Origin of the sequence: Enterobacter sp. RHBSTW-00975, from assembly GCF_013615235.1 — a bacterium.
In the GTDB taxonomy this organism is placed as follows: Bacteria; Pseudomonadota; Gammaproteobacteria; order Enterobacterales; family Enterobacteriaceae; genus Enterobacter; species Enterobacter ludwigii.
The window spans coordinates 3,506,648-3,523,870 of the sequence record NZ_CP055883.1; the positions used below are offsets into that span (position 1 = coordinate 3,506,648).

Consider the following 17,223-nt stretch of genomic DNA (forward strand, 5'->3'; position numbering starts at 1 on the left):
AAACATTATCGGCATTCTGCCGCTGTCCCACGGCTCTATCAGAGGTTAGTTATGAATACCGTATGTGCCAACTGTCAGGCTCTTAATCGCATTCCGGACGATCGGATTGAAGATGGTGCGAAATGCGGGCGTTGTGGCCATGAACTGTTTGATGGCGATGTTATCAACGCTACGGGTGCTACGCTGGACAAACTCCTCAAGGACGATCTTCCGGTGGTTGTCGATTTTTGGGCACCGTGGTGTGGTCCGTGCCGTAGCTTCGCGCCTGTCTTCGAGGATGTTGCCGAAGAACGCAGCGGCAAAATGCGTTTTGTTAAGGTCAATACCGAAGCAGAACGTGAGCTGAGCGCACGCTTTCGCATTCGCAGCATCCCAACCATCATGATTTTCAAAAATGGTGAAGTGATCGACATGCTTAACGGTGCTGTTCCTAAAGCACCGTTTGATAGCTGGTTAAACGAATCGCTGTAACATTAACGGGGCGCATCTTGTGCCCCGTTCCTTCCTCTGCGAAAATAGGTTTTTTCCTGCACTTCGCCCATGACTGATAACGCTGTTCTTCAACTGCGCGCCGCACGCCTGGCCCGCGCGACTCGCCCTTTTCTTGCCCGCGGCAATCGTGTTCGCCGCTGTCAGCGTTGTCTGCTGCCGCTAAAAGTTTGTCTGTGCGAGACCCTTGCGCCGAGCACGGCGAAGAGTCGTTTTTGCCTGGTCATGTTCGATACCGAACCAATGAAACCCAGCAATACCGGACGCCTTATTGCCGACATTCTGCCGGATACCGCGGCATTTCAATGGTCACGCACGGAACCTCCGCAGGCCCTGCTCGACTTAGTGGCAAACCCGGACTATCAGCCAATGGTCGTATTTCCGGCCTCGTATGCTGGCGAAGATCGCCAGGTGCTTTCGGCACCGCCATCTGGTAAACCGCCGCTGTTTATTATGCTGGACGGAACCTGGACCGAAGCGCGAAAAATGTTCCGCAAAAGTCCTTATCTCGATTCATTGCCGGTAATTTCGGTCGACCTTTCCCGCGTCTCGGCCTACCGCCTGCGAGAAGCGCATGCTGACGGGCAGTACTGTACCGCTGAAGTGGCGATTGCCCTTCTGGATTTAGCGGGAGATACCGTCGCGGCAGGTGCGCTGGGGAGCCATTTCTCCCGCTTTCGTGAACGTTACCTGGCAGGAAAAACCGTTCATAAGGGCAGCGTCACAGCAACTGAGACAGAAAACGTTTAAAATCATCAGGTCGCTTGCATTCACAGGAGGCCTGCATGAGCCAGCGAGGGTTAGAAGCGCTACTTCGTCCTAAATCCATTGCCGTTATCGGCGCATCAATGAAACCGGATCGCGCAGGCTATCTGATGATGCGTAACCTGCTGGCCGGCGGATTTAATGGCCCCGTCATGCCCGTGACGCCTGCCTATAAGGCTGTTCAGGGGGTGCTGGCATGGCCGGACGTGCAGAGCCTGCCTTTCATACCGGACCTTGCCATCCTGTGTACAAATGCGAAACGTAATCCAGCCCTGCTGGAGTCGCTCGGCAGGAAAGGATGTAAAACCTGCATTATTCTCTCGTCTCCGCCCGAACAGCAGCCGGAGCTTCTGGCATGCGCCAGTCGCTACCAGATGCGCATTCTTGGGCCAAACAGTCTGGGCCTGCTCGCCCCGTGGCAAGGGCTGAATGCCAGCTTCTCCCCGGTCCCTATCCGCAAAGGCAAACTCGCTTTCATTTCGCAATCGGCTGCGGTATCGAACACGATCCTCGACTGGGCGCAACAGCGTGAGATGGGGTTTTCCTACTTCATTGCTCTGGGTGACAGCCTGGACATCGACGTTGATGAACTGCTCGATTTTCTGGCTCGAGACAGCAAAACCAGCGCCATTCTTCTTTATCTTGAGCACCTGAGCGACGCCCGTCGTTTTGTGTCAGCTTCCCGTAGCGCGTCCCGTAACAAACCGATTCTGGTGATCAAAAGCGGGCGTAGCCCCGCCGCCCAGCGTCTGCTGCAGTCGCATTCCGGCATGGATCCCGCCTGGGATGCCGCGATTCAACGCGCAGGTTTGTTACGGGTTCAGGATACACACGAGCTTTTTTCCGCCGTCGAGACGTTAAGCCATATGCGTCCATTACGCGGTGAGAAGTTAATGATTGTCAGTAATGGCGCGGCTCCTGCCGCACTTGCACTGGATGAACTGTGGCTGCGCAATGGCAAGCTGGCCACCCTGGGTGAGGAGACGCTACAACGCCTGAAAGAGGCGCTGCCGGCAAGCGTTAGCCCAGGCAATCCCCTCGATTTGCGCGATGACGCAAGTAGCGATCACTATATCAGGGCGATCTCCCTTTTACTGGATAGCCAGGATTTCGACGCGCTGATGATTATTCACTCCCCCAGCGCGGTCGCTCCCGGGAGTGAAAGCGCGCGCGCACTGATTGACGCCGTCCGGAACCATCCTCGTGGAAAATATGTCACCCTGCTGACCAACTGGTGCGGTGAGTTCTCTTCCCAGGAGGCACGACGCCTGTTCAGTGAAGCCGGTCTGCCCACCTACCGCACTCCGGAAGGCACGATTACGGCGTTTATGCATATGGTGGAGTATCGCCGCAACCAGAAGCAGCTCCGTGAAACCCCGGCTTTACCGGGTAACCTGACGGCGAACACCGCCGATGTTCATCGGCTTTTACAGCAGGCTATCGAAGAGGGAGCCACCTCGCTTGATACGCACGAAGTGCAGCCGATTCTGGGCAGTTACGGGATGCAAACCCTGCCCACCTGGATTGCCGGCGACAGCGCCGAAGCCGTGCATATTGCCGAACAGATTGGCTATCCCGTTGCCCTCAAGCTTCGCTCACCGGATATCCCGCATAAGTCTGATGTCCAGGGAGTGATGTTATACCTGCGGACTGCGACCGAGGTACAGCAAGCCGCTGATGCCATATTCGACCGGGTCAAAATGGCCTGGCCTCAGGCGCGGATCCACGGGCTGCTGGTGCAAAGCATGGCTAATCGCGCGGGCGCTCAGGAGCTGCGCGTGGTGGTTGAATACGATCCTGTCTTTGGCCCGCTTATCATGCTGGGGGAAGGCGGCGTCGAGTGGCGTCCTGAGGAGCAGGCGGTCGTGGCTTTGCCACCACTGAACATGAACCTGGCGCGCTATCTGATCATTCAGGCCATCAAAAGCAAAAAAATACGGGGCCGAAGCGCGCTGCGCCCTCTTGATATTGCCGGGTTGAGTCAGTTCCTGGTGCAGGTGTCTAACCTGATTGTTGATTGCGCGGAGATCCAGCGGCTGGACATCCACCCGCTGCTCGCCTCCGGCAGTGAGTTTACGGCTCTGGACGTCACGCTGGATATCGCGCCTTTCGAGGGTGACAGAGAGAGCCGCCTAGCGATCCGCCCGTATCCTCTGCAGCTGGAGGAGTGGGTGGAGATGAAAAACGGGGAGCGCGCGTTGTTCCGCCCTATCCTGCCGGAAGATGAACCGCAGCTGCGCACGTTCATCTCTCAGGTAACGAAAGAGGATCTTTACTATCGCTATTTTAGCGAAATCAACGAATTTACCCACGATGATTTAGCCAATATGACCCAGATCGACTACGATCGAGAAATGGCATTTGTCGCCGTTCGTCGTTCCGATAAGGGCGATGAGATCCTCGGCGTTACGCGTGCTATTTCCGACCCGGATAATGTTGATGCGGAGTTTGCTGTGCTGGTGCGCTCCGATCTGAAAGGGTTGGGTCTGGGGCGACGGCTGCTGGAAAAACTCATCAGTTATACGCGAGATCACGGATTGTTACGCCTCAATGGCATTACTATGCCTAACAATCGCGGTATGGTGACCCTGGCGCGAAAACTTGGATTTGACGTTGATATTCAGCTGGACGAAGGTATTGTGGCCTTATCCCTGAGCCTGATATCAGCGGATAAAGCCGAGTAAGCTACTGGAAATGTTACCCACTTTGGACGGGACTGGTGGTATCATTGTCCGCTTATGTTGTTTGCATGGTACAGACAACCCTTCAATGAACAGAGAAGAAACGCACTGTGATGTTGTCAAAATTTAAGCGTAATAAACATCAACAACACCTTGCTCAACTACCGAAGATTTCTCAGTCAGTTGATGATGTAGAGTTCTTTTACGCTCCCGCTCATTTTCGGGAGACGCTTCTGGAAAAGATTGCCGGCGCTACGCGTCGCATTTGCATTGTGGCCCTGTATCTTGAACAAGATGAAGGTGGGCGCGCGATATTAAATGCGCTCTATGAAGCCAAGCGTCAACGTCCGGAACTGGATGTTCGCGTGCTGGTCGACTGGCACCGCGCTCAGCGTGGCCGTATAGGCGCTGCTGCTTCAAACACCAATGCTGACTGGTATTGCCGCACGGCGCAGGAAAATCCTGGCGTCGATGTGCCCGTTTACGGCGTACCTGTAAATACCCGAGAAGCGCTCGGCGTCCTTCATTTCAAAGGGTTCATCATTGATGATAGCGTGCTGTACAGCGGCGCGAGCCTGAATGATGTTTACCTCCATCAGCTCGATAAATATCGATATGACCGTTACCATCTGGTTCGTAATCCACAGATGGCGGATATCATGTTTAACTGGGTTGATAAGAACTTAGTACAGGGTCGCGGCGTAAATCGTCTTGACGATCCACACCGTCCTAAAAGCCCGGAAATTAAAAATGATATCCGCGCGTTCCGCCAGGAACTGCGTGATGCGGTCTACCATTTCCAGGGCGATGCCAATAACGAAGAGCTATCCGTTACACCGCTGGTGGGGTTAGGCAAATCAAGCCTGCTGAACAAAACGATTTTCCACCTGATGCCGTGTGCTGAGCAGAAACTCATCATCTGCACCCCTTACTTCAACCTTCCCGCCGTGCTGGTGCGTAATATCATTCAGCTGCTGCGTGATGGTAAAAAAGTTGAAATTATCGTCGGTGACAAAACGGCTAACGACTTCTTTATTCCTGAAGATCAACCGTTCAAGATTATCGGTGCCCTCCCTTATCTCTATGAGATTAACCTGCGCCGTTTCCTGAGCCGTTTACAGTATTACGTTAACACTGACCAGCTTGTCGTGCGTCTGTGGAAAGATGAAGACAACAGTTATCATCTGAAAGGGATGTGGGTCGACGATGAATGGATGCTGCTTACGGGCAATAACCTGAACCCTCGCGCCTGGCGTCTGGATCTGGAAAATGCCATCCTGATCCATGACCCGAATCATGAGTTAGCGACCAGTCGTGAACGTGAGCTCGAGCTTATTCGCACGCATACCACTGTGGTTCAGCATTACCGCGAACTGCAGAGCATTGCCGATTACCCGGTGAAAGTCCGCAAGCTTATTCGTCGCCTGCGTCGAATCCGTATTGACAGACTTATCAGCCGTATTCTGTGATGTCCAGGCCCTGTCAGCGACAGGGCTTTTTTTTGGAGTCCGCTAATGCGTATTCTTCTCTTGCTGAGTGCTCTCTTTCTCAGTGGCTGTAGCCATATGGCTAACGATAGGTGGTCCGGGCAGGATAAAGCGCAACACTTTCTCGCCTCCGCGATGTTGTCCGCTGCCGGTAATGAGTATGCACAACATCAGGGGTACAGTCGGGATCGTAGTGCGGCAATCGGCCTGATGTTCTCTGTAAGCCTTGGGGCTTCAAAAGAACTGTGGGATAGCCGCCCCGCGGGGAGCGGCTGGAGCTGGAAAGACTTTGCCTGGGACGTAGCCGGTGCCACGACCGGCTATGCCGTATGGCAGATGGCACGCTATTAGAGACGAATACCTTTACCCTTTCGATGCAGCATCAGGGAGACAATAAAGGCCAGTGCCCCCATCACCGTCACGTACCAGAAGAAGGTTGTTTCCGTTCCCCATGATTTAAGCGACAGCGCGACGTACTCCGCAGAGCCACCGAACAGCGCATTGGCGACCGCATAAGAAAGCCCTACCCCCAAAGCGCGTACCTGTGCCGGGAACATCTCAGCCTTCAGGATCCCACTGATCGATGTGTAAAAACTGACAATGACCATCGCCAGCATGACCAGACCAAAGGCGGCATACGGTGAGGAAACGTGCTGAAGCGCAGTTAAAATGGGAACAGTACATAACGCGGACATGCCGCCAAAGATCAGCATTGATGTGCGACGCCCTATTTTATCGGAGAGCGCGCCAATAAGTGGCTGAATCAGCATAAAGACGAACAACGCGGCGGTCATGATAGCGCTGGCGACATTGGCGTGCATGCCCGTGGTGTTCACCAGATATTTTTGCATGTAGGTGGTGAAGGTGTAAAAGCTGAGAGAACCGCCCGCGGTGAACCCGAGAACCATCAGGAAAGCTTTGCGGTTACGCCACAGCCCTTTAAACGACCCCGCCTCCTTCAGCGCCCGGACCTCTTTTTGCGAGGTTTCATCCAACTGACGACGCAACCAGAGTGCGACGACCGCCAGTACAGCGCCCATCGCGAAAGGAATTCGCCATCCCCACTCATGAAGCTGGCTGTCGGTAAGCACCTGCTGCAGAATAACCACCACCAGAATGGCCAGAAGCTGGCCACCAATAAGCGTGACGTACTGGAAAGAGGCGTAAAACCCTTTCCGGCCCTCAAGGGCAATTTCACTCATGTAAGTGGCGCTGGTACCGTATTCTCCTCCAACAGAAAGCCCCTGGAACAGACGAGCCAGTAGCAAAAGAGCCGGCGCCCATGTCCCGATAGCGTCATAACCGGGAAGACAGGCGATCACCAGCGAGCCAAAACACATCATGCAGACCGAAATCAGCATGGATGCCTTACGTCCTCGACGGTCTGCGATCCGTCCAAACAACCATCCACCAATGGGGCGCATTAAGAAGCCCGCAGCAAATACGCCAGCCGTTTGCAGAAGCTGTGTGGTGGTGTTGCCGGACGGGAAGAAGATATGTGCGAAGTAAAGTGAACAGAATGAGTAGACGTAAAAGTCGAACCATTCCACCAGGTTCCCTGAAGAGGCACTGACGATTGCCCATACCCTTCTACGGGAATCACTGGCAGCCAGCGTCCCGTTCGATGTTATGCTTTCTGTCATTGTGATTATGCTCCTGCCATAAAAACGGCATGCTGAGTCCTGAGAACTCACGATCTTGTAAAGCAAATGTTATTATTTTGTTATAAATAACATTGAGAGTAAGATCACATTTTCTGTTAGCAAGGTAAGTTATAGGATAAAGACTAAGGGTCGTTGGCTGGTGTGGCGGTGTGCAGTCTGATGCCGTCTCCGGCGACGGGAAAAACCCAAAGCAAAAAACCCCGCACCATACGGTACGGGGTTCTTTTAATTGATGCCTGGCAGTTCCCTACTCTCACATGGGGAGACCCCACACTACCATCGGCGCTACGGCGTTTCACTTCTGAGTTCGGCATGGGGTCAGGTGGGACCACCGCGCTAAAGCCGCCAGGCAAATTCTGTTATCTGTATCAGCTGAAAATCGTCTCTCACCGCCAAAACATCTTCGGCGTTGTAAGGTTAAGCCTCACGGTTCATTAGTATCGGTTAGCTCAACGCATCGCTGCGCTTACACACCCGACCTATCAACGTCGTAGTCTTCAACGTTCCTTCAGGAGACTTAAAGTCTCAGGGAGAACTCATCTCGGGGCAAGTTTCGTGCTTAGATGCTTTCAGCACTTATCTCTTCCGCATTTAGCTACCGGGCAGTGCCATTGGCATGACAACCCGAACACCAGTGATGCGTCCACTCCGGTCCTCTCGTACTAGGAGCAGCCCCCCTCAATTCTCCAGCGCCCACGGCAGATAGGGACCGAACTGTCTCACGACGTTCTAAACCCAGCTCGCGTACCACTTTAAATGGCGAACAGCCATACCCTTGGGACCTACTTCAGCCCCAGGATGTGATGAGCCGACATCGAGGTGCCAAACACCGCCGTCGATATGAACTCTTGGGCGGTATCAGCCTGTTATCCCCGGAGTACCTTTTATCCGTTGAGCGATGGCCCTTCCATTCAGAACCACCGGATCACTATGACCTGCTTTCGCACCTGCTCGAGCCGTCACTCTCGCAGTCAAGCTAGCTTATGCCATTGCACTAACCTCCTGATGTCCGACCAGGATTAGCTAACCTTCGTGCTCCTCCGTTACTCTTTGGGAGGAGACCGCCCCAGTCAAACTACCCACCAGACACTGTCCGCAACCCGGATTACGGGTCTACGTTAGAACACCAGCCATTAAAGGGTGGTATTTCAAGGTTGGCTCCACGCAGACTGGCGTCCACGCTTCAAAGCCTCCCACCTATCCTACACATCAAGGACCAGTGTTCAGTGTCAAGCTATAGTAAAGGTTCACGGGGTCTTTCCGTCTTGCCGCGGGTACACTGCATCTTCACAGCGAGTTCAATTTCACTGAGTCTCGGGTGGAGACAGCCTGGCCATCATTACGCCATTCGTGCAGGTCGGAACTTACCCGACAAGGAATTTCGCTACCTTAGGACCGTTATAGTTACGGCCGCCGTTTACCGGGGCTTCGATCAAGAGCTTCGCGTTACCGCTAACCCCATCAATTAACCTTCCGGCACCGGGCAGGCGTCACACCGTATACGTCCACTTTCGTGTTTGCACAGTGCTGTGTTTTTAATAAACAGTTGCAGCCAGCTGGTATCTTCGACTGATTTCAGCTCCACCCGCAGGGGCTTCACCTACATATCAGCGTGCCTTCTCCCGAAGTTACGGCACCATTTTGCCTAGTTCCTTCACCCGAGTTCTCTCAAGCGCCTTGGTATTCTCTACCTGACCACCTGTGTCGGTTTGGGGTACGATTTCGTGTTACCTGATGCTTAGAGGCTTTTCCTGGAAGCAGGGCATTTGTTACTTCAGCACCGTAGTGCCTCGTCATCACACCTCAGCGTTAATAAACGACCGGATTTACCTAATCGTTCCGCCTACATGCTTAAACCGGGACAACCGTCGCCCGGCTAACATAGCCTTCTCCGTCCCCCCTTCGCAGTAACACCAAGTACAGGAATATTAACCTGTTTCCCATCGACTACGCCTTTCGGCCTCGCCTTAGGGGTCGACTCACCCTGCCCCGATTAACGTTGGACAGGAACCCTTGGTCTTCCGGCGAGCGGGCTTTTCACCCGCTTTATCGTTACTTATGTCAGCATTCGCACTTCTGATACCTCCAGCACCCCTCACAGGACACCTTCAACGGCTTACAGAACGCTCCCCTACCCAACAACGCATAAGCGTCGCTGCCGCAGCTTCGGTGCATGGTTTAGCCCCGTTACATCTTCCGCGCAGGCCGACTCGACCAGTGAGCTATTACGCTTTCTTTAAATGATGGCTGCTTCTAAGCCAACATCCTGGCTGTCTGTGCCTTCCCACATCGTTTCCCACTTAACCATGACTTTGGGACCTTAGCTGGCGGTCTGGGTTGTTTCCCTCTTCACGACGGACGTTAGCACCCGCCGTGTGTCTCCCGTGATAACATTCTTCGGTATTCGTAGTTTGCATCGGGTTGGTAAGCCGGGATGGCCCCCTAGCCGAAACAGTGCTCTACCCCCGAAGATGAGTTCACGAGGCGCTACCTAAATAGCTTTCGGGGAGAACCAGCTATCTCCCGGTTTGATTGGCCTTTCACCCCCAGCCACAAGTCATCCGCTAATTTTTCAACATTAGTCGGTTCGGTCCTCCAGTTAGTGTTACCCAACCTTCAACCTGCCCATGGCTAGATCACCGGGTTTCGGGTCTATACCCTGCAACTTAACGCCCAGTTAAGACTCGGTTTCCCTTCGGCTCCCCTATACGGTTAACCTTGCTACAGAATATAAGTCGCTGACCCATTATACAAAAGGTACGCAGTCACCCCATAAAAGAGGCTCCCACTGCTTGTACGTACACGGTTTCAGGTTCTTTTTCACTCCCCTCGCCGGGGTTCTTTTCGCCTTTCCCTCACGGTACTGGTTCACTATCGGTCAGTCAGGAGTATTTAGCCTTGGAGGATGGTCCCCCCATATTCAGACAGGATACCACGTGTCCCGCCCTACTCTTCGAGTTCACAACCTGTGTGCTTTCGTGTACGGGACTGTCACCCTGTACCGTGCGACTTTCCAGACGCTTCCACTAACACACAAGCTGATTCAGACTCTGGGCTGCTCCCCGTTCGCTCGCCGCTACTGGGGGAATCTCGGTTGATTTCTTTTCCTCGGGGTACTTAGATGTTTCAGTTCCCCCGGTTCGCCTCGTTAACCTATGTATTCAGTTAACGATAGTGTGTCGGAACACACTGGGTTTCCCCATTCGGACATCGCCGGGTCAAAGGTTCATATCACCTCGCCGGCGCTTTTCGCAGATTAGCACGTCCTTCATCGCCTCTGACTGCCAGGGCATCCACCGTGTACGCTTAGTCGCTTAACCTCACAACCCGAAGATGTTTCTTTCGATTCATCACCGGTTTGCGAAAATTTGAGAGACTCGAACACACATAACATGTGTGTCGTTTCAATTTTCAGCTTGATCCAGATTTTTAAAGAGCAAATATCTCAAACGTCACCCGAAGATGAGTTTTGAGATATGTCGGCAGGTGACTTTCACTCACGAACCAGCAAGTGGCGTCCCCTAGGGGATTCGAACCCCTGTTACCGCCGTGAAAGGGCGGTGTCCTGGGCCTCTAGACGAAGGGGACACTGAAGTCTCAATCGCAAGACGCCTTGCTATTTACTTTTCATCAGACAATCTGTGTGAGCACTACAAAGGCAGGTTCTTTAAGGTAAGGAGGTGATCCAACCGCAGGTTCCCCTACGGTTACCTTGTTACGACTTCACCCCAGTCATGAATCACAAAGTGGTAAGCGCCCTCCCGAAGGTTAAGCTACCTACTTCTTTTGCAACCCACTCCCATGGTGTGACGGGCGGTGTGTACAAGGCCCGGGAACGTATTCACCGTAGCATTCTGATCTACGATTACTAGCGATTCCGACTTCATGGAGTCGAGTTGCAGACTCCAATCCGGACTACGACGCACTTTATGAGGTCCGCTTGCTCTCGCGAGTTCGCTTCTCTTTGTATGCGCCATTGTAGCACGTGTGTAGCCCTACTCGTAAGGGCCATGATGACTTGACGTCATCCCCACCTTCCTCCAGTTTATCACTGGCAGTCTCCTTTGAGTTCCCGGCCGGACCGCTGGCAACAAAGGATAAGGGTTGCGCTCGTTGCGGGACTTAACCCAACATTTCACAACACGAGCTGACGACAGCCATGCAGCACCTGTCTCAGAGTTCCCGAAGGCACCAATCCATCTCTGGAAAGTTCTCTGGATGTCAAGAGTAGGTAAGGTTCTTCGCGTTGCATCGAATTAAACCACATGCTCCACCGCTTGTGCGGGCCCCCGTCAATTCATTTGAGTTTTAACCTTGCGGCCGTACTCCCCAGGCGGTCGACTTAACGCGTTAGCTCCGGAAGCCACGCCTCAAGGGCACAACCTCCAAGTCGACATCGTTTACGGCGTGGACTACCAGGGTATCTAATCCTGTTTGCTCCCCACGCTTTCGCACCTGAGCGTCAGTCTTTGTCCAGGGGGCCGCCTTCGCCACCGGTATTCCTCCAGATCTCTACGCATTTCACCGCTACACCTGGAATTCTACCCCCCTCTACAAGACTCTAGCCTGCCAGTTTCGAATGCAGTTCCCAGGTTGAGCCCGGGGATTTCACATCCGACTTGACAGACCGCCTGCGTGCGCTTTACGCCCAGTAATTCCGATTAACGCTTGCACCCTCCGTATTACCGCGGCTGCTGGCACGGAGTTAGCCGGTGCTTCTTCTGCGGGTAACGTCAATTGCTGCGGTTATTAACCGCAACACCTTCCTCCCCGCTGAAAGTACTTTACAACCCGAAGGCCTTCTTCATACACGCGGCATGGCTGCATCAGGCTTGCGCCCATTGTGCAATATTCCCCACTGCTGCCTCCCGTAGGAGTCTGGACCGTGTCTCAGTTCCAGTGTGGCTGGTCATCCTCTCAGACCAGCTAGGGATCGTCGCCTAGGTGAGCCGTTACCCCACCTACTAGCTAATCCCATCTGGGCACATCTGATGGCAAGAGGCCCGAAGGTCCCCCTCTTTGGTCTTGCGACGTTATGCGGTATTAGCTACCGTTTCCAGTAGTTATCCCCCTCCATCAGGCAGTTTCCCAGACATTACTCACCCGTCCGCCACTCGTCACCCGAGAGCAAGCTCTCTGTGCTACCGTTCGACTTGCATGTGTTAGGCCTGCCGCCAGCGTTCAATCTGAGCCATGATCAAACTCTTCAATTTAAGTTTGATGCTCGTGAATTAAACTTCGTAATGAATTACGTATGTTCACTCAGAGACTTGGTATTCATTTAGTGTCCGAAGACATTAAGAATCCATGTCACTTTGAGTGCCCACACAGATTGTCTGATAAATTGTTAAAGAGCAGTGCCGCTTCGTTTTCGCTGCGGCGCGGGGTGTGCATATTACGCTTTCCCGCTTCAGAGTCAAGCATTTATTTTCGCTTATCTCTGCTGACCCGGCGGCGTGTGTGCCGTTGTTCCGTATCAGTGGAGGCGCATTATAGGGGGTAATTCTGAAGCTGCAAGGATAAAGTGAAAATTATCTACTGACTGCTCACTTTCCAGGCAATTTGCATCCCAGACCTCAATTCTGGCCTGGTTTTTAAACAAAAACGAGCCGCAAGCGGCCCGTTTTTGCGTTTTGTGACTTACTGCACTGCCACAATTTTGTCGTCGTTGGCTTCCAGACGGATAACTTTGCCCGGAATCAGCTCCCCGGAGAGTATCTGCTGCGCCAGTGGGTTTTCGATCTGTTGCTGGATTGCGCGTTTCAGCGGACGCGCCCCATAAACCGGATCGTACCCATTTGCGCTCAAGAGCTTCAGCGCATCATCGGAGATGTGAATTTCATATCCACGCTCTTCCAGACGTTTATACAGACGCTGCAGCTGAATCTGCGCAATCGACGCAATATGTTTCTCACCCAGAGGATGGAACACTACCACTTCATCAATACGGTTAATGAACTCTGGACGGAAGCTATGGCTTACCACGCCCATCACCAGATCCTTCATATGGCCGTAGTCCAGTTCACCGAAACGTTCCTGAATCAAATCGGAACCCAGGTTCGAGGTCATGATCACTACCGTGTTACGGAAGTCGACCGTTCTCCCCTGTCCGTCAGTCAGCCGTCCATCGTCAAGAACCTGCAGCAGAATGTTGAACACATCCGGATGCGCTTTTTCCACTTCATCCAGCAGGATGACGGAATAAGGACGACGGCGCACCGCTTCTGTCAGGTAGCCACCTTCTTCATAACCCACATATCCTGGAGGCGCACCGACCAGTCGCGAAACGGAGTGTTTCTCCATAAACTCGGACATATCGATACGGACCATCGCGTCATCGCTGTCAAACATGAAGTTAGCCAGTGCCTTACACAGTTCGGTTTTACCGACACCCGTAGGACCCAGGAACAGGAACGAACCGATCGGACGATTAGGGTCAGACAACCCTGCACGGCTACGGCGAATCGCATTAGAGACCGCTTCAACCGCCTCGTTCTGACCAATCACGCGCTGATGCAGATCCTGCTCCATGCGCAGCAGTTTGTCGCGTTCGCTTTCCATCATGCGCGCAACCGGAATACCGGTCCAGCGAGCCAGCACTTCAGCGATCTCCTCATCCGTTACTTTGTTTCGTAACAGACGCATCGTTTTGCCTTCCGACTGTGTGGCGATCTCAAGCTGTTTTTCAAGCTCAGGAATTTTGCCGTACTGCAGTTCAGACATTCGCGCCAGGTCACCCACACGACGCGCTTGCTCAATGGCAATTTTCGCCTGTTCCAGTTCAGCTTTAATTGTCTGAGTACCCGAGAGTGATGCTTTCTCCGCTTTCCACTCTTCTTCAAGCTCAGAGTACTGACGCTCTTTATCGTCCAGTTCTTCGTTGAGCATATCCAGCCGTTTCTTACTGGCTTCATCAGACTCTTTCTTCAGTGCCTGCTGTTCCAGTTTGAGCTGGATGATGCGACGGTCGAGCCTGTCCAGCTCTTCCGGTTTCGAGTCAATCTGCATACGAATGCTCGAGGCCGCTTCATCAATAAGGTCGATTGCTTTATCGGGCAACTGACGGTCAGCGATATAACGATGCGAAAGCGTGGCCGCTGCAACAATCGCCGGGTCAGTAATCTGCACATGGTGGTGCAGTTCATAACGTTCTTTCAGCCCACGCAAAATCGCGATGGTATCTTCAACGCTAGGCTCAGCAACAAACACTTTCTGGAAACGACGCTCCAGCGCAGCATCTTTTTCGATGTACTGACGGTACTCATCCAGCGTGGTAGCCCCTACACAGTGAAGTTCCCCACGTGCCAGGGCTGGTTTCAGCATATTACCGGCATCCATCGCGCCGTCCGCTTTACCTGCGCCGACCATGGTGTGCAGTTCGTCAATAAACAGAATGACGTTGCCTTCCTGTTTCGCCAGGTCGTTAAGCACGCCTTTCAGACGCTCTTCGAACTCACCGCGGTATTTCGCCCCGGCCACCAGCGCACCCATGTCGAGCGCCAGTACACGACGACCTTTCAGCCCTTCCGGCACTTCACCGTTCACAATGCGCTGCGCCAGACCTTCGACGATGGCGGTTTTACCGACCCCCGGCTCACCAATCAGCACCGGGTTGTTTTTGGTACGACGCTGCAGTACCTGGATAGTACGGCGAATCTCTTCATCACGGCCGATCACCGGGTCAAGCTTGCCCTGCTCGGCACGCTCGGTCAGGTCGACCGTAAATTTTTTCAAAGCCTGACGTTGGTCTTCGGCTCCCTGATCGTTCACGCTTTCACCTCCGCGCATTTTCTCAATCGCCTGAGTCACATTGGCGGTGGTTGCGCCGGCAGATTTCAGCAGGTCGGTCAAGGTACCGCGTGATTCAAGCGCCGCCAGAACGAAAAGTTCTGACGAAATAAAGTTGTCCCCACGTTTTTGCGCCAGCTTGTCGCAAAGATTCAGCACACGCACCAGATCCTGAGACGGCTGAACGTCGCCACCGGTACCTTCTACCTGGGGTAAACGGCTCAGAGCCTGATCGATGGCGGTGCGTAACTGGCCAGCATTAATGCCGGCAGACGTTAATAACGGACGTACCGATCCCCCTTCCTGATTCAGCAAGGCGCTCATTAAATGAAGAGGTTCGATGAATTGGTTGTCGTGCCCCAGTGCAAGGGACTGGGCATCGGCGAGAGCAAGCTGGAATTTATTAGTAAGACGATCCAGACGCATAACTCCTCCCATAACAGGTCAAATTTGCTACTGGAGATTAAATGAGGTCATCCCTCAATTATTCAAGGTTAATGACCTGAATTATGTGAAAAGAAAACGGCACGTTCCGGATCGTCTTGATTCTTTAGGTTATATCAGCCAAATAAAACTTGCCATACGACCTGTCGTCTTGTCGCGGCGATAAGAGAAAAAATCACCCTTTTCGGTGAAGGTACAACGATCGCCGCCGAAGATCTGCGTCACGCCGACATTATTCAGGCGCTGGCGGGCCAACAGGTAAATATCGGCCAGATATTTTTCACCGGCAGGAAGGAAAGCATCCGCGGCCTGCAGATCTTTCTCCATAAAGGCTTCGCGGACCTCGGGTCCCACTTCAAACGCATGAGGACCAATGGCCGGGCCGAGCCAGGCCATGATATTCGCAGGGTCATCTTTAAAGCAGGCGACGGTCTCTTCGAGCACACCTTCACACAGACCACGCCAGCCCGCATGCGCTGCTGCCACCTCGGTACCGGCACGGTTACAGAACAGAACCGGCAGGCAATCGGCAGTCATTACCGCACATACCGTTCCCGGGGTATCACTGTAAGACGCATCGGCCCGTTTAGACGCATAGGGTTCGCCCGTTAACGGCAGTACCGTTTTACCGTGAACCTGTTCCAGCCAGACCGGTTTCGACGGTAAATTCCCGGCAGCAAACAGGCGTTTGCGGTTTTCTTCAACGTGCTCCAGGTTGTCACCACAGTGTGCGCCGAGATTCAAAGATTCCCACGCGCCCTGGCTCACACCGCCGATACGGGTTGAACTGCAGGCAGCCACGCCCTCAGGCAGTGGCCACTCCGGGACAATCAGTTTGGTCATAACCAGTCCACTTGATCTTTATGTTCTTCAAAATCAACACGCATGGCGTCAATAAGGTCGACCATATCCTGTGGGATCGGCGCGTGCCATTCCATCTGAATACCGGTGATAGGATGGTAAAGACGCAGCATCGTTGCGTGCAGCGCCTGGCGATCAAACTTACGCAGTACGCTAATAAACTCATCCGATGCGCCTTTTGGCGGACGCGGACGACCACCGTAGACCTGATCGCCCACCAGCGGATGGGTAATGTGCGCCATATGAACACGGATCTGGTGAGTACGACCGGTTTCCAGACGCAGACGCAGACGCGTATGAATGCGGAAGTGTTCCATAATGCGGTAGTGCGTTACCGCAGGCTTACCCATCGGGTGCACCGACATATGGGTACGTTTGGTTGGGTGACGGCTGATAGGTTCTTCCACCGTGCCGCCAGCGGTCATATGACCAATGGCCACCGCTTCATATTCACGGGTGATTTCACGCAGCTGCAGAGATTCCACCAGACGTGTCTGAGCTGGAACGGTCTTTGCCACCACCATCAGACCCGTGGTGTCTTTATCCAGACGGTGAACGATGCCGGCGCGTGGAACATCCACGATAGGCGGGTAATAATGGAGAAGTGCGTTAAGCACTGTGCCATCAGGGTTCCCCGCGCCCGGATGAACAACCAGGTCACGTGGCTTGTTGATCACCAGGATGTCATCATCTTCATAGACGATGTTCAGCGGGATATCCTGCGGCTCGAAGCGGATATCCTCTTCGATTTCAGCATTGATGGCGACGGCTTCCCCACCTAACACTTTCTCTTTTGGTTTGTCCCAGATCTTGCCGTTTACCAGCACGCGCTGGTCAAGGATCCATTCTTTTATGCGTGAACGCGAATAATCAGGGAACAATTCGGCCAAAGCCTGATCTAAGCGTTGACCGAGCTGATTTTCGGAGACTGTTGCGGTGAGTTCTACTCGTTGTGCCATAAACTGCTTCTTCGTTTAACGTTGGGTTTTACGGCTTTGCCGTTTAATATAGTGTGCTATTGTAGCTGGTCTTAATCGGGAGCAG

General features: G+C 53.4%; 9 protein-coding genes, 1 tRNA gene and 3 rRNA genes. 5 read left to right on the forward strand and 8 right to left on the reverse strand.

From position 1 onward, the window contains the following. Nucleotides 1-51: 51 nt before the first annotated feature. The 5 genes from trxC to HV340_RS16810 all read left to right on the forward strand — a co-directional run bounded on the left by trxC (nucleotide 52) and on the right by HV340_RS16810 (nucleotide 5,773). Nucleotides 52-471 (forward strand): thioredoxin TrxC, encoded by a 420-nt coding sequence (gene trxC, locus HV340_RS16790; RefSeq protein ID WP_014171226.1) that lies wholly within the window; start codon nucleotides 52-54, stop codon nucleotides 469-471. Nucleotides 472-540: 69 nt separating this feature from the next. Then, nucleotides 541-1,239 carry a tRNA-uridine aminocarboxypropyltransferase gene (tapT, locus tag HV340_RS16795; RefSeq protein ID WP_020882995.1) on the forward strand — a complete coding sequence of 233 codons (699 nt, stop codon included), beginning with the start codon at nucleotides 541-543 and terminating at the stop codon, nucleotides 1,237-1,239. 35 nt (nucleotides 1,240-1,274) lie between these two features. Further along, nucleotides 1,275-3,938 carry a protein lysine acetyltransferase gene (pat, locus tag HV340_RS16800; protein WP_025203442.1) on the forward strand — a complete coding sequence of 888 codons (2,664 nt, stop codon included), beginning with the start codon at nucleotides 1,275-1,277 and terminating at the stop codon, nucleotides 3,936-3,938. A gap of 110 nt (nucleotides 3,939-4,048) precedes the next feature. Continuing rightward, nucleotides 4,049-5,404: a CDP-diacylglycerol--serine O-phosphatidyltransferase gene (gene pssA, locus HV340_RS16805; protein WP_059305939.1), complete on the forward strand. Its 1,356-nt coding sequence runs from the start codon at nucleotides 4,049-4,051 to the stop codon at nucleotides 5,402-5,404. A gap of 45 nt (nucleotides 5,405-5,449) precedes the next feature. Next, nucleotides 5,450-5,773, forward strand: coding sequence for a YfiM family lipoprotein (locus HV340_RS16810; protein WP_059305938.1), 324 nt, complete (start codon nucleotides 5,450-5,452; stop codon nucleotides 5,771-5,773). Here HV340_RS16810 and HV340_RS16815 read toward each other — a convergent pair. The 8 genes from HV340_RS16815 to rluD form a co-directional block, all read right to left on the reverse strand. Then, nucleotides 5,770-7,065, reverse strand: coding sequence for an MFS transporter (locus HV340_RS16815; RefSeq protein WP_025203439.1), 1,296 nt, complete (start codon nucleotides 7,063-7,065; stop codon nucleotides 5,770-5,772). The two genes, HV340_RS16810 and HV340_RS16815, sit on opposite strands and share 4 nt — an antisense overlap. A gap of 255 nt (nucleotides 7,066-7,320) precedes the next feature. Next, nucleotides 7,321-7,436: ribosomal RNA gene (gene rrf, locus HV340_RS16820) — 5S ribosomal RNA — on the reverse strand. Between the two features lie 63 nt (nucleotides 7,437-7,499). After that, nucleotides 7,500-10,406, reverse strand: a 23S ribosomal RNA gene (locus HV340_RS16825). A gap of 192 nt (nucleotides 10,407-10,598) precedes the next feature. Further along, a tRNA-Glu gene (locus HV340_RS16830) sits at nucleotides 10,599-10,674 on the reverse strand. A gap of 85 nt (nucleotides 10,675-10,759) precedes the next feature. Next, nucleotides 10,760-12,299: ribosomal RNA gene (locus HV340_RS16835) — 16S ribosomal RNA — on the reverse strand. Together the 16S, 23S and 5S rRNA genes with 1 tRNA gene alongside form the textbook arrangement of a ribosomal RNA operon. A gap of 427 nt (nucleotides 12,300-12,726) precedes the next feature. After that, entirely contained in the window at nucleotides 12,727-15,300 is a 2,574-nt protein-coding gene (clpB, locus tag HV340_RS16840; RefSeq protein ID WP_032680474.1) for an ATP-dependent chaperone ClpB, read from the reverse strand. Nucleotides 15,301-15,429: 129 nt separating this feature from the next. Next, a complete protein-coding gene (gene yfiH / locus HV340_RS16845) occupies nucleotides 15,430-16,161 on the reverse strand; it encodes a purine nucleoside phosphorylase YfiH (RefSeq protein ID WP_063213950.1) in 732 nt (243 codons plus the stop codon). Then, nucleotides 16,158-17,138 (reverse strand): 23S rRNA pseudouridine(1911/1915/1917) synthase RluD, encoded by a 981-nt coding sequence (gene rluD / locus HV340_RS16850; protein ID WP_014171235.1) that lies wholly within the window; start codon nucleotides 17,136-17,138, stop codon nucleotides 16,158-16,160. Before rluD ends, yfiH begins: the two co-directional genes overlap by 4 nt. Nucleotides 17,139-17,223: the final 85 nt, after the last annotated feature.